The organism is Streptomyces sp. NPDC007095 (genome assembly GCF_040634475.1).
Taxonomy (GTDB): Bacteria; Actinomycetota; Actinomycetes; order Streptomycetales; family Streptomycetaceae; genus Streptomyces.
Map to the genome: position 1 here is coordinate 1 of NZ_JBEYFS010000234.1, position 18,221 is coordinate 18,221.

The 18,221-nt window shown below is 70.5% G+C and carries 15 protein-coding genes; 9 read left to right on the plus strand and 6 right to left on the minus strand.

What is annotated here, in order from left to right; all coding sequences use genetic code 11:
* Positions 1–126: 126 nt before the first annotated feature.
* Positions 127–1,140, minus strand: a complete 1,014-nt coding sequence (gene rapZ / locus ABZ656_RS47450) for an RNase adapter RapZ (RefSeq protein ID WP_101405792.1) — start codon at positions 1,138–1,140, stop codon at positions 127–129.
* Entirely contained in the window at positions 1,137–3,302 is a 2,166-nt protein-coding gene (gene uvrC / locus ABZ656_RS47455; protein ID WP_360277404.1) for an excinuclease ABC subunit UvrC, read from the minus strand. The genes rapZ and uvrC overlap by 4 nt, the downstream gene beginning before the upstream one ends.
* 292 nt (positions 3,303–3,594) lie before the next feature.
* On the opposite strand from uvrC, the gene ABZ656_RS47460 reads away from it, so the two are divergent.
* Positions 3,595–4,542, plus strand: coding sequence for a hypothetical protein (locus ABZ656_RS47460; protein ID WP_101405790.1), 948 nt, complete (start codon positions 3,595–3,597; stop codon positions 4,540–4,542).
* A 39-nt stretch (positions 4,543–4,581) separates the two neighbouring features.
* Here ABZ656_RS47460 and ABZ656_RS47465 read toward each other — a convergent pair whose 3' ends face one another.
* The gene (locus ABZ656_RS47465; protein WP_101405789.1) at positions 4,582–4,983 is read right to left on the minus strand and encodes a Rieske (2Fe-2S) protein; all 402 of its coding nucleotides are present in this window, start codon (positions 4,981–4,983) and stop codon (positions 4,582–4,584) included.
* A 211-nt stretch (positions 4,984–5,194) separates the two neighbouring features.
* Between ABZ656_RS47465 and ABZ656_RS47470 the strand changes: the two genes are divergently transcribed.
* Positions 5,195–6,280 carry a LacI family DNA-binding transcriptional regulator gene (locus ABZ656_RS47470; RefSeq protein ID WP_101405788.1) on the plus strand — a complete coding sequence of 362 codons (1,086 nt, stop codon included), beginning with the start codon at positions 5,195–5,197 and terminating at the stop codon, positions 6,278–6,280.
* Positions 6,277–7,188 carry a carbohydrate kinase gene (locus ABZ656_RS47475; RefSeq protein ID WP_101405787.1) on the plus strand — a complete coding sequence of 304 codons (912 nt, stop codon included), beginning with the start codon at positions 6,277–6,279 and terminating at the stop codon, positions 7,186–7,188. Before ABZ656_RS47470 ends, ABZ656_RS47475 begins: the two co-directional genes overlap by 4 nt.
* 129 nt (positions 7,189–7,317) lie before the next feature.
* Here the strand turns inward: ABZ656_RS47475 and uvrA are convergent, their stop codons facing one another.
* Positions 7,318–10,359 (minus strand): excinuclease ABC subunit UvrA, encoded by a 3,042-nt coding sequence (gene uvrA / locus ABZ656_RS47480; RefSeq protein ID WP_101405786.1) that lies wholly within the window; start codon positions 10,357–10,359, stop codon positions 7,318–7,320.
* A 223-nt stretch (positions 10,360–10,582) separates the two neighbouring features.
* Between uvrA and ABZ656_RS47485 the strand changes: the two genes are divergently transcribed.
* The 5 genes from ABZ656_RS47485 to ABZ656_RS47505 all read left to right on the plus strand — a co-directional run bounded on the left by ABZ656_RS47485 (position 10,583) and on the right by ABZ656_RS47505 (position 14,812).
* On the plus strand, positions 10,583–11,272 hold the full coding sequence (locus ABZ656_RS47485) for a maleylpyruvate isomerase family mycothiol-dependent enzyme (RefSeq protein WP_101405785.1): 690 nt from the start codon (positions 10,583–10,585) through the stop codon (positions 11,270–11,272).
* Between the two features lie 9 nt (positions 11,273–11,281).
* Positions 11,282–11,938: an MBL fold metallo-hydrolase gene (locus tag ABZ656_RS47490; RefSeq protein ID WP_075026258.1), complete on the plus strand. Its 657-nt coding sequence runs from the start codon at positions 11,282–11,284 to the stop codon at positions 11,936–11,938.
* 341 nt (positions 11,939–12,279) lie between these two features.
* Complete coding sequence (locus ABZ656_RS47495; protein WP_101405784.1) at positions 12,280–13,164, plus strand: ABC transporter substrate-binding protein; 885 nt, start codon at positions 12,280–12,282, stop codon at positions 13,162–13,164.
* On the plus strand, positions 13,161–14,063 hold the full coding sequence (locus ABZ656_RS47500) for an amino acid ABC transporter permease (protein WP_101405783.1): 903 nt from the start codon (positions 13,161–13,163) through the stop codon (positions 14,061–14,063). Before ABZ656_RS47495 ends, ABZ656_RS47500 begins: the two co-directional genes overlap by 4 nt.
* Positions 14,060–14,812, plus strand: coding sequence for an amino acid ABC transporter ATP-binding protein (locus tag ABZ656_RS47505; protein ID WP_101405782.1), 753 nt, complete (start codon positions 14,060–14,062; stop codon positions 14,810–14,812). Before ABZ656_RS47500 ends, ABZ656_RS47505 begins: the two co-directional genes overlap by 4 nt.
* 1 nt (position 14,813) lies before the next feature.
* Here ABZ656_RS47505 and aroQ read toward each other — a convergent pair whose 3' ends face one another.
* Positions 14,814–15,287, minus strand: a complete 474-nt coding sequence (gene aroQ, locus ABZ656_RS47510) for a type II 3-dehydroquinate dehydratase (RefSeq protein WP_054235938.1) — start codon at positions 15,285–15,287, stop codon at positions 14,814–14,816.
* 223 nt (positions 15,288–15,510) lie between these two features.
* On the opposite strand from aroQ, the gene ABZ656_RS47515 reads away from it, so the two are divergent.
* Positions 15,511–16,812 carry an MFS transporter gene (locus ABZ656_RS47515; RefSeq protein WP_360277415.1) on the plus strand — a complete coding sequence of 434 codons (1,302 nt, stop codon included), beginning with the start codon at positions 15,511–15,513 and terminating at the stop codon, positions 16,810–16,812.
* A 164-nt stretch (positions 16,813–16,976) separates the two neighbouring features.
* Here the strand turns inward: ABZ656_RS47515 and ABZ656_RS47520 are convergent, their stop codons facing one another.
* Positions 16,977–18,077: an ionic transporter y4hA gene (locus tag ABZ656_RS47520; RefSeq protein WP_101405780.1), complete on the minus strand. Its 1,101-nt coding sequence runs from the start codon at positions 18,075–18,077 to the stop codon at positions 16,977–16,979.
* Between the last annotated feature and the right edge of the window lie 144 nt (positions 18,078–18,221).

Below are 18,221 nucleotides of genomic sequence, written 5' to 3' on the forward strand. Positions count from 1 at the left end.
GGGCGACGACCTTGGGCTGGGCACCGCGGCGGCGCGGCTTCCCGCCGCGTGCCTCGGCGGGCCTGTCGCCGCGTCCCTCGGAGGCGACCCGGCGCAGCCTGCTCAGCCGCAGTGCGGCACGTCCGGTCACTCGCGCCCCATGTCCCGGTGGACGACCACGGTCTCCACGCCCTGCGAGGCGAGGCGAGCGGCGAGCTTCTCGGAGGTGGCGACCGAGCGGTGCTTGCCGCCGGTGCAGCCGACCGCGATGGTCACATAGCGCTTGCCCTCGCGGCGGTAGCCGGCGGCGATGAGCTGGAGCAGTTCGGTGTAGCGGTCGAGGAACTCCTTGGCGCCGGGCTGGTTGAAGACGTACGCCGACACCTCCTCGTTCAGGCCGGTGAAGGGGCGCAGCTCCGGGACCCAGTGCGGGTTGGGCAGGAAGCGCATGTCCACGACCAGGTCGGCGTCGACCGGAAGGCCGTACTTGAAACCGAAGGACATGACGGTGGCCCGCAGCTCGGGCTCCTCCTCGCCTGCGAACTGGGCGTCCATCTTGGCGCGCAGCTCGTGCACGTTCAGGCTGGAGGTGTCGATGACCAGGTCGGCGTCGCCGCGCAGCTCACGCAGCAGCTCGCGCTCGGCGTCGATGCCGTCGACGATACGGCCGTCGCCCTGGAGGGGGTGGGGGCGGCGCACGGACTCGAAGCGGCGCACCAGGGCCTCGTCGGAGGACTCCAGGAAGACGATCCGCCGGGTGACGTTCTTCGCCTCCAGGTCGGCGAGGGACTCGCGGAGGTTGTCGAAGAAGCGGCGTCCTCGTACGTCGACGACGACCGCGATCCTCGCCACGTTGCCCTGCGAGCGGGCGCCGAGCTCCACCATCGTGGGGATCAGCGCGGGCGGCAGGTTGTCGACGACGAACCAGCCGAGGTCCTCCAGACACTTGGCGGCCGTCGACCGGCCCGCCCCGGACATCCCGGAGATGATCACCAGCTCGGGGATGGCGGCTTCGGGCACCGCGGGCGTCTCCATCGTCGTACCCCCCTGGGTCTCGTCGGCGGCCTGTGGTGCGGCCGTCTGTCCGGTCTGCGGTCCGGCCGGTTGCTCGGCCGGTTGTTCAGTCTGTGCTGGGTTCTCTTGTCGCTCGTTGTCGCTCATGTCTCCTGCCCCCGTCGCTCGTGCGAGGCGCCCGCGGGCACGGGCTCCTCCGGGGAGCCCGTGGTGATGGCGGACGCCCCGGCTTCCTCGTCTTCCATGATCTCTCCAGTCGCCGTGTTCACGGCGGGTGCGGCCGGAGCCGCCTGGGCGAGGGCCACGGCGACTGCCTCGGCGGTCTTGCGGCCTATGCCGGGGACCTCGCAGATCTGGTCGATGGTCGCGGATCGCAGCTTCTTCACCGAGCCGAAGTGCTTGATCAGCGCCTGCTTGCGGGTCTCGCCGAGGCCCGGCACCTCATCCAGCGGGCTCGCCTTGAAACGCTTGGCCCGCTTGGTGCGCTGGTAGGTGATGGCGAAGCGGTGGGCCTCGTCACGGACCCGCTGGAGCAGGTACAGGCCCTCGCTGGTGCGGGGCAGGACCACCGGGTCGTCCTCGTGCGGCAGCCAGACCTCCTCCAGACGCTTGGCGAGGCCGCAGACGGCGATGTCGTCGATGCCCAGTTCGTCGAGGGCCCTCTTGGCCGCCGCGACCTGCGGCTGGCCACCGTCGACGACGACGAGTTGCGGAGGGTAGGCGAAGCGCTTGGGGCGGCCGTCCTCTTCGGTGAAGGCGTTCCCCGCGAAGGCGTTCCCCGTGGTGTCACTCTCCAGAGTGGCGGTCGCCGAAGTGGCGGTCACCGGAGTGGCATTCCCCGGGGTGGCGCTTTCGGTGGAGGCCCCGTCGGTGGAGACGTTCTCGCCGTCCGTCCACTCGCCCGTCCGCTCCTTCTCGGCGAGATAGCGCCTGAAGCGGCGGGTGATCACCTCGTGCATGGAGCGGACGTCGTCCTGGCCCTCGAAGCCCTTGATCTGGAAGCGCCGGTACTCGCTCTTGCGCTGCAGCCCGTCCTCGAAGACGACCATGGAGGCGACCACGTCGTCACCCTGGAGGTGCGAGATGTCGTAGCACTCGATCCGGAGCGGGGCACTGTCCAGGTCGAGGGCTCCGGCGATCTCCTCCAGCGCGCGCGATCGGGTGGTCAGGTCGGAGGCGCGCTTGGTCTTGTGCAGGCCGAGCGCCTGGAGCGCGTTGCGTTGCACGGTCTCCATGAGCGCCTTCTTGTCGCCGCGCTGCGGGATGCGCAGGGACACGTTCGACCCGCGGCGCTCGGTCAGCCACTCCTGGACGGGCTCCACGGGGTCGGGCAGTGCCGGGACGAGCACTTCCTTGGGGACGGAGTCGCCCCTCTCCTCCCCGTAGAGCTGCTGCAGCGCGTGTTCGACCAGGTCTCCGGTGGTGACGGCCTCCACCTTGTCGGTGACCCAGCCGCGCTGGCCGCGCACCCGGCCGCCACGCACGTGGAAGATCTGCACGGCGGCTTCCAGCTCGTCCTCGGCGACGGCCATCAGGTCGGCGTCGGTCGCGTCGGCGAGCACGACCGCGTTCTTCTCCATGGCCTTCTTCAGGGCCTCGATGTCGTCGCGCAGACGGGCCGCCCGCTCGTACTCCATCTCCTCGGCCGCGTCCGTCATCTGCTTCTCGAGGCGGCGGATGTACGTCCCCGTACGGCCGGCCATGAAGTCGCAGAACTCCTCGGCCAGGTCAAGGTGTTCCTCGGCGGAGACCCGCCCGACACAGGGGGCGGAGCACTTGCCGATGTAGCCCAGGAGGCAGGGGCGTCCGGTGCGGGCGGCGTTCTTGAAGACGCCCGCCGAGCAGGTGCGGACCGGGAAGACGCGCAGCAGCAGGTCGACGGTGTCGCGGATCGCCCACGCGTGCCCGTACGGACCGAAATAGCGCACGCCCTTGCGCTTGTGGCCGCGCATCACCTGCACCCGCGGGAACTCCTCGTTCATCGTCACCGCGAGGTAGGGGTAGCTCTTGTCGTCGCGGTACTTGACGTTGAACCGGGGGTCGAACTCCTTGATCCAGGAGTACTCCAGCTGCAGCGCCTCGACCTCCGTGGACACCACTGTCCACTCCACGGACGCGGCCGTGGTGACCATGGTGCGGGTGCGGGGGTGGAGGCCCGCCAGGTCCTGGAAGTAGCTGGCCAGGCGCTGGCGCAGGCTTTTCGCCTTTCCGACGTAGATCACCCGGCGGTGCTCGTCGCGGAATTTGTACACCCCGGGAGAGTCCGGGATCTGTCCCGGCTTGGGGCGGTAGCTGGAGGGGTCGGCCATGTCACACACCCTACTGGCGAGGGCTGACACCGCGACGACCTCCCGGCCCACCCGTGGACTCAGCTGCCGGGACCGCGATCGCAGATCGGCCAGAGGGCGGTACGGCAGGTTGAGTAGGTTGCGTATCAGGTGTTGTCGGGGCTTGGTCAACACGCTTCAATGCGTGGGAACTCGGGGTCGTGGACGGCGACAGGCGCGTGTGAACAAGCCCCGCGCGCCGGCCGGGCGCCCCCGACGACCTGCATCCAACGGTCTGACCAGCCGTTGTGAACATTCACAGAAAGGCCCCTGCATGCGGTACGGCACACAGCACGCGGACGTCGCCATCGCGGAACTGGAGACGGCCCTGGCGGGCGGCCCCTTCCATGTCGCGCTGCGCGCCGCGATCGCCGCACGCGGCCTGCCCCTGCAGCGCGTGCAGCACCACCTGTCGCGGTACGGGGTCAAAGTCGGGGTCACGAGCCTGAGTTACTGGCAGCAGGGCGCCCGGCGTCCGCAGCGCCCCGAGTCGCTGCGCGCCGTACGCGCTCTGGAGGAGATCCTCCAGCTCCCGGACGAATCGCTGATCCGGCTGCTGGCCAAGGCCGACGAGCGCTGCGCCCCCCAGCGCCCCACCGGCCGCTCGTACCGCTCCCTGGTGGAGGCCTCCGGCGTCCTGGAGCGGCTCCTGGCCGAGCTGGAGTCACCGCTCGACGGCGGGCTGCACACCCTCGGTCACCACGAACTCGTCCGGATAGGCACGCACCGCGAGCTGCTCGCGCGTGAGTCCCACCACATCGTGCGGGCCTACAAGGACGGTGTGGACCGCTATGTGGCCGTCCACCACGGCGACCCGGGCTGCGCCCCGGAGCGCACGGCCGTCCGAGCCCTGGAAAACTGCCGTACGGGACGGGTCCGCTGGCACCACGACACCGGAGTGCTGGTCGCCGAGCTGCTCTTCGACACGCGGCTGCGCGCAGGAGATACGTTCCTGTTCCGCTACGGCTTCGAGGACGGCACGGCCGGTGCGTCCAGCGAGTACGTACGCGGGTTCGGCTTCGCGGGCGGGCAGTACGCCCTCCAGGTGCGGTTCGCCGAGGAGGTACTGCCCGTGCGCTGCCACCGGTTCACCCAGCACTCGGCGGCGGCGCCACGCAGCGGCCGCCAGGAGCTCCCCCTCAGCGGGCGCCACCGCTCGGTGCATCTCGTCGAGCCGCGGGTGCGGTCGGGCATCGTGGGCATCGGCTGGGACTGGGAGTGATCCCGGCCGGCCGGGAACACGGCGTCACCGCGCCCGCGGTCAGGGACCCGCGACGATCCTGCCGCCCTTGGCCTCCACGGACAGCTCCTTCAGCGCCACGGTGGCCGGGGCCTGCAGCACCTTGCCCGTCGCCGCGTCGAATTCGCTGCCGTGGCACGGGCAGATGAGCGTCGTGCCCTGAAGCTTGTTGATGGCGCACCCGGCGTGCGTGCAGATCGTGCTGAACGCTTTCAGGGAGCCGTTCTCGGCGCGGCTGACCACGACGTTCTCTTCCCGGTACAGCTTGGCGGCGCCCTTGGCGATCTCGCTCTCCGCACCCAGCTCGACCGGGGCGGTCGGCGTCGCCGGCGTCCCGCCACCGCTGCCGGAGCAGGCACTGAGGGCGATCCCGGCGACCGGGGCGAGCGCCGCTCCTCGCAGGACGGTACGGCGGGCAGGCATGGCGTCTCCACAGGTCGGGGCCGGGTGTGTGTCGACGATACCGGTACGGATCATTCCGCCTGGAGGGGGTCCGCACAGGTGTGAGTGACAGGACGTAAACGTTTGCGCAAGCGTTTACGTCCACCCGCGAATGCGATACGTTCCCGCCGGAGCAGGCCGAGAGTTCGGGGAGGGCCCCAGAGGGCCGCCCGGGGAGAGGCGAGGCAGGGCGATGGCAACGATGGTCGACGTGGCGGCGCACGCGGGAGTGTCCGTGGCGACCGTCTCCCATGTGCTCAACGACACGCGCCCTGTGCTGCCCCACACCCGCCAGGCCGTCCTGGACGCCATCGACGCGCTCGGCTACACGCCCAACACCCTGGCCCGTTCGCTGGTCACCGCACGCACCCGGTCCATCGGCCTCGCGGTGTCGGCGATCAGCAACCCGTACTTCACGGAGATCCTCCAGGGCGTCGAGGCGGGCGCCCTGGAGCACGGATACGGGCTGCTCCTCGCCGATCCCCACGACGACCCCCAGCACGAGCGGAAGGTCGTCCAGCTGCTGCACGAGCGACGCGTCGACGGTCTGATCGTCGCGCCCTCCGCCGATCCGGACGCACTCCTGCGCTATCTGGGGAAGCACAACGTGCCGGCCGTCTTCCTGGACCGCCTGGTCGAGGCCCCGGCGGGCCACCCCTTCCGCTTCGACCAGGTCTGCGCCGAGAACGCCGAGCCGATGGCACAGCTGGTCGGGCATCTCGCCGAACGGGGTCACCGGCGCATCGGACTCGTCGCGGGCCTGCCCGGGCTCAGCACCACCGACGAGCGGATCTCCGGCTACCGCCACGGCCTCGCGGGCGCCGGACTCCCCTACGACGAACGGCTCGTGGCACACGGCGACTCCGAGGCGACGGCCGCCGAACGTGCCGCCGACGCGCTGCTGTCCCTGGCGGCGCCCCCGACCGCGCTGGTCACCGGAAACAACGCGATGACCATCGGAGCCCTGCGCGCCCTGCGCGAACACGCTCTGTCCGTGCCGGACGACCTGGCGCTGTGCTGCTTCGACGACTTCGCCTGGGCGGATCTGTTCGCGCCCCGGCTGACCGCGATCTCCCAGCCCAGCAAGGAGATCGGCGCGCAGGCCGTCCGGCTGCTCCTGGAACGGCTCGCCTCGCCGGACCACCCGGCCCGCACCGTGCGACTCCCCTGCGCCTTCGTCCACCGCACCTCGTGCGGCTGCGCCGAGCCCCCCAGGACGTCGGGGGCCACCCACACCGACCTGAGTCAGAAAAGTCCCGCGAAAGGATCCCTGTCGTGATCGTCGTCGCCGGTGAGGCCCTGATCGACCTGGTACCGCAGGGCGCGGGCGCGCTCGTCGGTCTGCGGCCCGCACGCGGCGGCGGCCCCTACAACACGGCGGTCGCGCTGGGCCGCCTCGGCTCCCCCACCGCCTTCTGCTCCCGGGTCTCGTACGACGCCTTCGGTGAGGCGCTCCTCGGCGGGCTGCACGAGGCGGGCGTCGATGTCTCCTCCGTGCAGCGCGGGACGGAGCCGACGACCCTCGCCGTCGCCTCCATCGACGCGGGCGGCTCGGCGGCGTACTCCTTCTACGTCGAGGGCACGGCCGACCGCCTGTTCGCCGCACCGGACCGCCTCCCGGACGCCACCCGGGCGGTGTCCTTCGGGACCTGCTCGCTGGTGCTGGAGCCGGGCGCGAGCGCCTACGAGGAGCTGATGCGGGCCGCCGCCGCGCGCGGTGTGTTCACCACGCTCGACCCGAACATCCGGGCCGTGCTCATCCCCGACGCGGACGCCTATCGGGCCCGCTTCAAGAGCTGGCTGCCGTCGGTGTCGCTCCTCAAGCTCTCCGAGGAGGACGCGCTGTGGCTGGGCGGCACCCCGCGCGAGTGGCTGGCGTCCGGTCCCGCGGCCGTCGTGATCACCCAGGGCGGCGACGGCCTGACGGTGTTCACCCAGGACGGCTCCGCCCACTCCGTGCCCGGTGAGCCGGTCGAGGTCGTGGACACCATCGGCGCCGGAGACACGGTGAACGCGGCCCTGCTGCACGGCCTGGCCACGCGGGACGCGCTGTCCCCGGCGGCGCTGGCCGAACTGGGCCCCGGCGGCTGGAGCGAGCTGCTGCGGTTCGCGGCCCGCGCGGCGGCAATCACCTGCTCACGAGCGGGCGCGGAGCCGCCGTTCGCCGCGGAACTCGAAGCCCCCTGAGGCGGCTGGATCCTCTGCGCCCGATGTGATCCAAGGACGGCTGACCGTGCAACGGGCGGTGCCCCATGGGGAGTTCCCATGGGGCACCGTGTTTTTCGTGACGTGTCTGGCCTGGCCCGTCCGGCCGGATCAGGCCTCGCGTGCCCGCGTGGTCCTCTTCGCGGGGGTCGCCTTCTTCGTGGCCGTCGTCCTGGTGGCCGCGGCGGCCTTCTTCGTGGCCGTGTTGTTCACGGCCTTCGTGGTCGTCTTCCTGGCCGTCGACTTGGCCGCGACCGCCTTCTTGGCCGCCGCCTTGCGGGGGGCCGGTACGGAGGCGGCGTCGCTGATCCGGTCCGCGCCCAGGACGTCGCGCAGGAACTTGCCGGTGTGGCTGGCCGGAACCCCGGCGACCTGCTCGGGCGTGCCCTCGGCGACCACGAGACCACCGCCGTTGCCGCCCTCCGGGCCCATGTCGACGACCCAGTCGGCGGTCTTGATGACGTCGAGGTTGTGCTCGATGACGATGACCGTGTTGCCCTTGTCGACCAGCCCGGAGAGCACCGTGATCAGCTTGCTGATGTCCTCGAAGTGCAGACCCGTGGTCGGCTCGTCCAGCACGTACACCGTGCGGCCCGTGGAACGCTTCTGCAGCTCGCTGGCGAGCTTGACGCGCTGGGCCTCGCCGCCGGACAGCGTCGGCGCGGACTGACCGAGCCGGACGTAGCCGAGACCGACGTCGTTGAGCGTGCGCAGGTGGCGGGCGATCGCGGGGACGGCCTCGAAGAACCCGAGGGCCTCCTCGATCGGCATGTCGAGGACCTCGGAGATGGACTTGCCCTTGTAGTGGACCTCCAGGGTCTCCCGGTTGTAGCGCGCCCCGTGGCAGACCTCGCAGGGGACGTACACGTCCGGCAGGAAGTTCATCTCGATCTTGATGGTGCCGTCGCCCGAGCAGTTCTCGCAGCGGCCGCCCTTGACGTTGAAGGAGAAGCGGCCGGGCATGTAGCCCCGCACCTTCGCCTCGGTCGTCTCGGCGAACAGCTTGCGGACGTGGTCGAAGACTCCTGTGTACGTCGCCGGGTTCGACCGCGGGGTGCGGCCGATGGGCGACTGGTCGACGTGCACGACCTTGTCGACGAGGTCGTCGCCGTCCACGCGCGTGTGCCGCCCGGGAACGCTCCGGGCGCCGTTGAGCTCGCGCGCCAGGTGCGTGTACAGGATGTCGTTGACCAGCGTCGACTTGCCGGAACCCGAGACACCCGTGACCGCCGTGAGCACGCCCAGCGGGAAGGACACGTCGATGTCCTGGAGGTTGTTCTCACGGGCGCCGTGCACGGTGAGTCTGCGGCCCGGGTCGGCGGGGCGGCGGATGTCCGGAAGCGCGATCTCCCTCTCGCCCGACAAGTACTGGCCGGTCATCGACTCGGGGTTGGCGAGCAGCTCCTTCAAGGGGCCGCTGTGCACGACCTTGCCGCCGTGCTCGCCCGCTCCGGGCCCGATGTCGACGACCCAGTCGGCGACCTTGATGGTGTCCTCGTCGTGCTCGACGACGATGAGCGTGTTGCCCATGTCGCGCAGCCGGACCAGGGTCTCGATCAGCCGGTGGTTGTCGCGCTGGTGCAGGCCGATGGACGGCTCGTCGAGGACGTACAGGACGCCGACGAGGCCGGAGCCGATCTGGGTGGCCAGGCGGATGCGCTGGGCCTCGCCGCCGGAGAGCGTGCCGGCCGCGCGGTTGAGCGACAGGTAGTCGAGGCCGACGTCGACCAGGAAGCGCAGCCGTTCGTTGACCTCCTTCAGGACGCGCTCGGCGATCTTCTTGTCGCGCGCGTCGAGCTTCAGCTTGCCCAGGAAGTCCGCGCAGTCGCTGATCGACATCGCGGAGACCTCCGCGATCGACTTCTCCATGACGGTGACGGCGAGGATGAGCGGCTTGAGGCGGGTGCCCTCACAGGTGGGGCAGGGCACCTCGCGCATATAGCCCTCGAAGCGCTCGCGGCTGGCGTCGCTCTCGGACTCGCTGTGCCGCCGCTTGATGAAGGGAACGGCCCCTTCGAAGGGCGTGGTGTAGACACGCTCGCGCCCGTAGCGGTTGCGGTAGCGCACCTCGATCTGCGTCTTGTGGCCGTAGAGCAGGGCCTTCTTGGCGCGCTGCGGGAGACCGGCGAAGGGGATGTCGGTCCGGAATCCCAACGCGTCGGCGAGGGCTCCGACGAGCCGTCCGAAGTAGTCCTTGGTGTGCCCGTGCGACCAGGGGTGGATGGCGCCCTCGTCGAGGGACTTGTCCTCGTCCGGGACGATCAGCTCGGGGTCGACCTCCATGCGCGTACCGATACCGGTGCACTCGGGGCAGGCGCCGAAGGGCGAGTTGAAGGAGAAGGAGCGGGGCTCCAGCTCCTCGAACGACAGGTCGTCGTACGGGCAGTACAGGTGCTCCGAGTACATGCGCTCGCGCTCGGGGTCGTCCTCGGGGAGGTCGACGAAGTCGAGCACGACCATGCCGCCGGAGAGCCCGAGGGCGGTCTCCACGGAGTCGGTGAGGCGGCGCTTGGCGGAGTCCTTCACCGTGAGGCGGTCGACGACCACCTCGATGGTGTGCTTCTCCTGCTTCTTCAGCGTGGGCGGCTCGGTGAGCTGGATCGTCTGACCGTCGACCCTGGCCCTGCTGTACCCCTTGGTCTGGAGATCGGCGAAGAGGTCGACGAACTCGCCCTTGCGCTCGCGCACCAGCGGGGACAGCACCTGGAAGCGGCTCCCCTCGGGCAGCTCCAGAACCCTGTCGACGATGGCCTGCGGCGACTGGCGCGTGATGGGGCGGCCGCACTCGGGACAGTGCGGCTTGCCGATGCGCGCGAAGAGCAGGCGCAGGTAGTCGTAGACCTCGGTGATGGTGCCGACCGTCGAGCGCGGGTTGCGCGAGGTCGACTTCTGGTCGATGGAGACCGCCGGGGAGAGGCCTTCGATGAAGTCGACGTCCGGCTTGTCCATCTGGCCGAGGAACTGCCGGGCGTACGAGGACAGTGACTCCACGTAACGCCGCTGCCCCTCGGCGAAGATCGTGTCGAAGGCCAGCGAGGACTTGCCCGACCCCGACAGGCCCGTGAAGACGATGAGCGAGTCGCGCGGGAGGTCGAGCGAGACATTCTTCAGATTGTGCTCGCGCGCTCCACGGACGATGAGACGGTCGGCCACGCCGGTCCGCACCTTTCTTGAGAGAAGTGACAGGGGCCGAGGCCCCCGTCTTTCCCAGACTAGGGGGAGCCACTGACAGCGCCGGTTGCTTTCCCTGGTTCACAACAATCCCGGGCCATCCAGCATGCCCGACGCCGCACCCGAGGGTATAGCACGTGCATTCGATTTGCGGGCGTGCCCGACCACCTTCACCCGAACGTGTGGCGGGGCTAGGGTCGGCCGCATGATGGATCATGTGCGCGACCTGGCGTCTGTACGCGACGCGACCGAACGACTGCTCAACGCAGCCGCCGAACTGGACAACGCTTCCGTGGCCGAGCCGTCACGGCTGCCCGGCTGGAGCCGCGGCCATGTGCTCGCCCACCTCGCCCGGAACGCGGACGCACTCGTGAACGTCCTCGACGGGCGCCCCATGTACGTCTCCGGGGAGGCCCGGGACGCCGACATCGAGCGGGACGCGCCGCGCTCCCTGGACGTACAGCTCGCGGACCTGCGGGAGAGCGCGGCCCGGTTCCAGGACATGGGGGCCGTGCCCGCGGACTGGTCGCGCACGGTGGAGCTGCGGGGCGGGGTCACGGACTCCGCGGCCCGGGTGCCGTTCCGGCGCTGGGCCGAGGTCGAGCTGCATCACGTGGATCTGGGGGTCGGGTACGAGCTCGAAGATCTCCCGGAGGAGTTCGTGGAACGGGAGATCGAGTTCCTCGCCGATCGCTTCACGGGACACACCGAGGTGCCGTCCACGCGGATCACCGACGGCGCGCGCGCGTGGAGCACGGGACGCGACGCCGAGGGCGGACCCGAGGTCAAGGTGACCGGTCCCGCTCCGGCGCTGCTCGGCTGGCTCTGCGGACGGCGCGACGGTTCGGGGCTGAGCGCCGATGGCGGGCCCCTCCCCGCGCTCCCCCCGCTATAGGCTGCCGTCATGACGTACAGCGGAGCGGTGAAGGTCGGCGGACCAGCCGATGTGCACGAGCTGCAGAACCTGATGATCTCCAAGGTCGCGGTCGGCCCGATGGACAACAACGCCTATCTGCTGCGCTGCCGGGCCACCGACGAGCAGCTGCTGATCGACGCGGCCAACGATGCCGGCACCCTGCTCACGCTGATCGGTGACGACGGCATCGCGTCCGTCGTCACCACACATCAGCACGGCGACCACTGGCAGGCGCTCGCGGAGGTCGTGGTGGCCACCGGCGCCCGCACCTATGCGGGCCGGGACGACGCCGAGGGCATCCCCGTGCCGACCGACGTCCTCGTGGGCGACGGCGACACGATCCGGGTGGGGCGCGTGGAACTCACCGCGCGCCACCTCGTGGGGCACACGCCGGGCTCGATCGCCCTCGTCTACGACGACCCGCACGGGCATCCGCACGTGTTCACCGGGGACTGTCTCTTCCCCGGCGGTGTGGGCAACACCCGCAAGGACCCGAAGGCGTTCGCCAGCCTCATCCACGACGTCGAGACGAAGATCTTCGACGCACTGCCGGACGAGACCTGGGTCTACCCGGGGCACGGCAACGACACGACGCTGGGCGCCGAGCGGCCTCACCTTCCGGAGTGGCACGCGCGCGGCTGGTGACTCCGGCCAGTGACGAACCCCGGCCGGGAGGGCGTGAAGTCCGCGAACACGCGCCCCGTGTGAATGGAGCGCACGCGCCGGTGCCCTGCGCGCGCTCCCGGCGCGTGCGGTGGTGCAGTCCACTGGAAGCAGCCCCGCTCAGGTCGACGGCTCCTGAAGCGAAACGGGCCGCCGGCCCATCGATCCCCGCCCTCGGCCGGCGGCCCCGGCAAAGCCGTCCGCAGACCGATCCGCGGCTCTTCTCATCGAGCGTTCACAGAACCGCAACACACGTTCCCACCATGCGGACATTTACCGCTGTGACCTCGACAAACGGCATGCCGCGCTGTCACTCTCCCGCCATGCATCTCGCCCAACGCACCCTGCGCCGCGCCGCGTCCGCCGCCACCGTCGCCCTGCTCGCCGTCGCCGTGGGCTGTGCCCCGCAGCCGGAGGACAAAGCCTCCGCCAAGGCCTCCGGGACAACCGGGGAAGCCTGCGCGAAGGGCGCGTTGGGCACCCGGACGTCCGGCAAGCTGACCATCGCGACCGACGAGCCCGCGTACGAGCCGTGGTTCAAGGACGACAAGCCCGCGAACGGCAAGGGCTTCGAGTCCGCGGTCGCGTACGCCGTGGCCAAGCAACTCGGCTACGACAAGAGCGCCGTCGTCTGGCAGACCGTCCCCTTCAACAAGGCCTTCGCGCCCGGCGTGAAGACCTTCGACTTCGACATCAACCAGGTGTCGATCAGCGCCGAACGCAAGAAGGCGGTGGACTTCTCGTCCGGCTACTACGACGTCCGCCAGGCCGTCATCGCGCTCAAGGGCTCCAAGGCCGCGAAGGCGAAGAGCATCGCGGACCTCAAGGGCGTCAAGCTGGGCGCCCAGGTCGGCACCACCAGCCTGAACTACATCGACGACGTGGTGAAACCGACCCGGCAGCCGGCCGCGTACGCGAAGAACGACCAGGCCAAGTCCGCGCTGAAGAACGGCCAGGTCGACGCCATCGTGGTCGACCTGCCGACCGCTTTCTACATCACGGCGGCCGAGGTGACCGACGCCAAGATCGTCGGGCAGTTCGAGAACACCGGCGGCACGCCCGAACAGTTCGGACTCGTCCTCGACAAGGGCAGCGCCCTGACCTCGTGCGTGACGAAGGCCGTGGACGCCCTGCGCCAGGACGGCACGCTCGCCTCGATCGAGAAGCAGTGGCTGTCCGAGGCCGTCGACGCCCCGGTGCTCAAGTGACCCTCATCAAGGAGGAGTCGGGAGAGGACTCCGGCGAGGGCGACATGCCCGAGGCGTACGTCCCGTCGCAACGGCGGATCGAGCGGGAGCGCCACAAGCGCGCCCGCGCCCGCCGCGCGACGGCGATCGCCGCGCTCTCCACCCTGGTCACCGGCATCGTGCTGTACCTCGTCGTCGTCAACGCGCCCGGCTGGTCGCGCACCAAGGAGACGTTCTTCAACGGGCAGTACGCGCGCGAGGCGTTCCCCAAGGTCCTGGAAGGGCTGTGGCTGAACGTACGGCTGCTCCTGATATGCGGCGTCGCGGTCCTCGTGCTGGGCATGCTCATCGCCGTCGCCCGCACCCTGCGCGGCCCGGTGTTCTTCCCCGTACGGGCGCTGGCCGCCGCGTACACGGACTTCTTCCGCGGCCTCCCGCTCATCATCAACCTGATGATCGTGGTCCTGGGCGTCCCCGCGCTGCGGCTGCAGGGCGTCACCGTGGACCCGGTCCTTCTGGGCGGTACGGCGCTGACGCTGACGTACTCGGCGTACGTCGCCGAGGTGTTCCGCGCCGGCATCGAGTCCATACACCCCTCGCAGCGCGCCGCGGCCCGCTCGCTCGGGCTCACCAACCGGCAGGCCCTGCGCTACGTCGTCCTCCCCCAGGCAGTACGCCGCCAGGTGCCGCCGCTCCTCAACGACCTGGTGTCCCTCCAGAAGGACACCGGGCTCGTGTCGATCGGCGGCGCGGTCGACGCGGTGCGGGCCGCCGACATCATCGTGGGCCGCAGCCTCAACTACACGCCGTACATCGTCGCGGGACTGGTCTTCGTCGCGCTGACCATCCCGATGACCCGCTTCACGGACTGGATCACGGCCCGGATGGACCGTCAGCGGGCCCAGGGAGGGACCATATGACCGGCACACCGGTGCTGCGGATGGAATCCGTCCGCAAGACCTTCGGCGACTCCGTCGTACTGCGGGACGTCGACCTGGAGGTCGCCCCTCACACGGTGACCGCGCTGATCGGCGCCTCCGGCTCCGGCAAGTCGACCCTGCTGCGCTGTGCGAACCTCCTCGAGGAGATCGACGACGGCGCGATCTGGCTGGACGACGAGGAGATCACCGACCCGAGGGCCGACCACGACGCCGTACGCCGCCGGATCGGCGTGGTCTTCCAGGCGTACAACCTCTTCCCGCACATGACCGTGCTGGAGAACATCACGCTCGCCCCGCGCCGCGTGCACGGCGTGGGCCGCGCGGAGGCCGAGGCACACGCGCGTGAGCTGCTCGAGCGGCTCGGCCTGGGCGCGAAGGCGGGCGAGTATCCCGACCGGCTGAGCGGCGGGCAGCAGCAACGGGCCGCGATCGTCCGCGCGTTGGCCGTACGTCCCCGGCTGCTGCTCCTCGACGAGATCACCGCCGCCCTCGACCCGGAGCTCGTGGGTGAGGTCCTGTCCGTCGTCCGGGACCTGAAGGACGAGGGCATGACCATGGTGCTGGCCACGCACGAGATGGGCTTCGCCCGCGAGGTCGCCGACCAGGTGTGCTTCCTGGACGGCGGTGTGGTACTCGAACGCGGCACGGCCGAGGAGCTCTTCGGGAGCCCGCGGCAGGAGCGCACCCAGCGGTTCCTGCGCCGGATCGTGGAGGCGGGGCGGCTCTGAGTCAGGCCTGCGCCTGCCCCGTCCCCGCCAGCGCCGCGACCCGCTCCACCGCGAACGCGTACCCCTGCACCCCGCACCCCGCGATGACCCCGTCGGCCCGCTGCGAGACGTACGAGTGGTGCCGGAACGCCTCGCGCTGGTGGATGTTGGAGATGTGGACCTCCACCACCGGAAGGCCGTCGCAGGCGTTGAGCGCGTCCAGGATCGCGACGGAGGTGTGCGAGTACGCGGCCGGGTTGATCACGATCCCGGCGTGGTTCAGGCGCGCCTCGTGGATCCAGTCCACCAGCTCGCCCTCGTGGTTGGACTGGCGGAAGTCCACCGTGCCGCCGTGCGCGGCGGCCGCCTTGGCACACAGGGCCGCCACGTCCGCGAGCGTGTCCGAGCCGTAGATCTCCGGCTGACGCTGCCCGAGAAGGTTCAGATTGGGCCCGTTGAGGATCATGATCGGGGCGTTGGCGAGGGTGCGGGGCACGGTTCCTCCGGTCCTTCCAGATCTGCCGGCCCGTTGAGGACCGCTGCTCGGACCCGGTCTATCACGCTACGGCGCGGCGATGACGGGCCGTCCATTCCGTGATGAGACCCGCTCCGGGCAGTACGAGGCCGGTCTGCTCCGGCGCATCGTGATCGGCCTCCGACGCACACCATGCTCCCGCACGCCCCCGTAACCGTTGATCACCGTGGGTAGTTGACGCGGCATGCACGACGTACGCACCGTAAGGGCGCCCTCCATGCTCCGGCTCGCGGCCGCCTCGCTCGCCGGAACGGCCATCGAGTTCTACGACTTCTTCGTCTACGGGACCGCAGCAGCCCTGGTCCTGGGGCCGTTGTTCTTCCCGACCTTCTCACCGCTGGCGGGAACGCTGGCGGCCTTCGCGACGTTCGGCGTCGGCTTCGTCGCCCGTCCGCTCGGCTCGGTGCTGTTCGGACACATCGGGGACCGGCGCGGACGGCGGCCGGTGCTCGTCGCCTCGCTGTTGCTGACCGGCGCCGCGACCGTCGCCGTCGGATGCGTGCCGACGTACGACTCGATCGGTACGGCCGCTCCCGTGCTCCTTCTTGTACTGCGTTTCCTGCAGGGGCTCGGGCTCGGCGGGGAGTGGGGCGGTGCGGTGCTGCTGACCGCTGAGCACGCGCCCGCCGAGCGGCGCGCGCTGTGGTCAAGTTTCCCGCAGATCGGCCCGTCCCTGGGGTTCGTGCTGGCCAACGGCGTGATGCTGACGCTGTCGGCGACGCTGTCCGACGCGCAGTTCGCGGCATGGGGGTGGCGGGTGCCGTTCTGGGCGGCGGGCTTGCTCGCCGCCGCGGGGCTGTGGCTGCGCAGTTCGCTCGCGGAGAGCCCCAGCTTCCTCGAAATGGAGGACCACGCGCGTGTGCCGCTCGCCGAGGTGGTGCGCGACCACTGGCGGCTCGTCCTGCTGACCGCCGGTGGACTCGCGGTCGGCTACGCCGTGTTCTACGCGGTGACGACCTGGGCGCTCGCCTACGGCGTCGAGCGGCTCGGGGTGAGCCGTACCGTCATGCTGTCCTGCATCATGGCGGCCGTGGTGGTGAAGGGCTCCCTGACGCCCGTGATGGCCCTTCTCGGTGACCGCTACGGACGGCGGCCGCTGTGTCTGGCGGGGTGTACGGCCTCGGCACTGTGGATGTTCCCGATGATCGCGCTGCTGTCGACCGGCGAACCCCTGTTGATGTTCCTGGGCTTCCTGGTGGCGCTGCTCGCGTTCATCATGATGTTCGCCGTGATCGCCGCGTATCTGCCGGAGTTGTACGAGCCTCGGGTGCGCTGCACGGGGGCGGCGGTGGGCTACAACCTGGGCGGGGTCCTGGGCGGCGCGCTCACGCCCATCGTGGCGACGGCGGTGGCCGAGGGAGAGCGGGTGCCCTGGGGTGTGGCGGCGTATCTGACGGGGGTCGCCCTGTTCAGCCTCGGGTGTTTCGCCCTGCTGCCGGAGACCAGGCCGGTGCCCCGGATGGCCGTCGCACCGGCCACGGAGTGAGCGTCGGCTACGCCGGCTGAACATCGGCTCCACCGGCTGAGCATCGGCTTCACCGGCTGAGCATCGGCTCCACCGGCTGAGCATCGGCTCCACCGGCTGAGCATCGGCTCCACCGGCTGAGCATCGGCTCCACCGGCTGAGCATCGGCTCCACCGGGCGGGCGGCTAGGGAGTGACCGCCAGCTCCAAGTACGCAGCGAACACCACCAGATGCACGCCTCCCTGGAGGGGGGTCGCGCGTCCGGGGACGACCGTCAGGGAACTCACGACCACCGTGAGCGCGAGCAGCACCATATGGGTGGAGCCTAGGCCGAGTACGAGCGGTCCGGAGAGCCAGACGGACGCCAGGGCGACCGCGGGAATCGTCAGGCCGATGCTGGCCATCGCGGAGCCGAAGGCGAGGTTCAGGCTCGTCTGCACCCGGTCGCGGCGGGCCGACCGGACCGCTGCGATGGTCTCCGGCAGCAGCACGAGCAGCGCGATGATCACACCGACCACGGACTGCGGCATACCGGCCGCCTCGACGCCGGACTCGATGGTGGGCGACACGCCCTTGGCGAGGCCGACCACTCCGACGAGGGCCAGGGCGAGCAGGCCCAGGCTGATCCCGGCGGCACGGGCGGACGGGGCGTTCGCGTGTTCGTCCACGTCGATCAACTCGCCCAGACGGGTGATCGGGAGGAAGTAGTCGCGGTGCCGCACGGTCTGGGTCGTCACGAACAGGCCGTACAGGACGAGTGAGGCGAGCGCGGCGAAGGTGAGCTGGACCGTGGAGAACTCCGGGCCCGGCTTGCTGGTGGTGAAGGTCGGGAAGACGAGACAGAGCGTGGCCAGCGTCGCGACGGTCGCCAGGGCGGCGCCGGTGCCCTCCGCGTTGAAGACGGCGAGCCCGTGGCGCAGGGAGGCGACGAGCAGGCACAGTCCCACGATGCCGTTGCACGTGATCATCACGGCCGCGAACACCGTGTCACGGGCGAGCGTCGAGCTCTTTGCGCCGCCGTCCGCCATCAAGGTCACGATGAGCGCCACTTCGATGATCGTGACCGCGACGGCCAGGACGAGGGAACCGAAGGGTTCGCCGACCCGGTGCGCGACCACCTCGGCGTGGTGGACCGCGGCCAGCACCGCCCCGGCCAGGACGAGGGTCACCAGTGCGACGATCGCGCCGGGCAGGTCGCGCCCCCAGGTGAAGACCAGCAGGATCACCGCGACCACGGGCACGACGGCCGTCCACTGCGTCAGGAGTGACCGGAGCCGAACGATCATGCAGCGATCGTCGCAGGCGCGGGCGGGCCCCGCATTCCGATGGTCGCCCGAGCGAACACGTGGCGGGGGGGGGGGGGCGGGCGGGGCCGCCCCCCCCCCCCCCCCCCCGGGGGGGGGCCCCACACGGAAAAGAGGTTCAAGGTT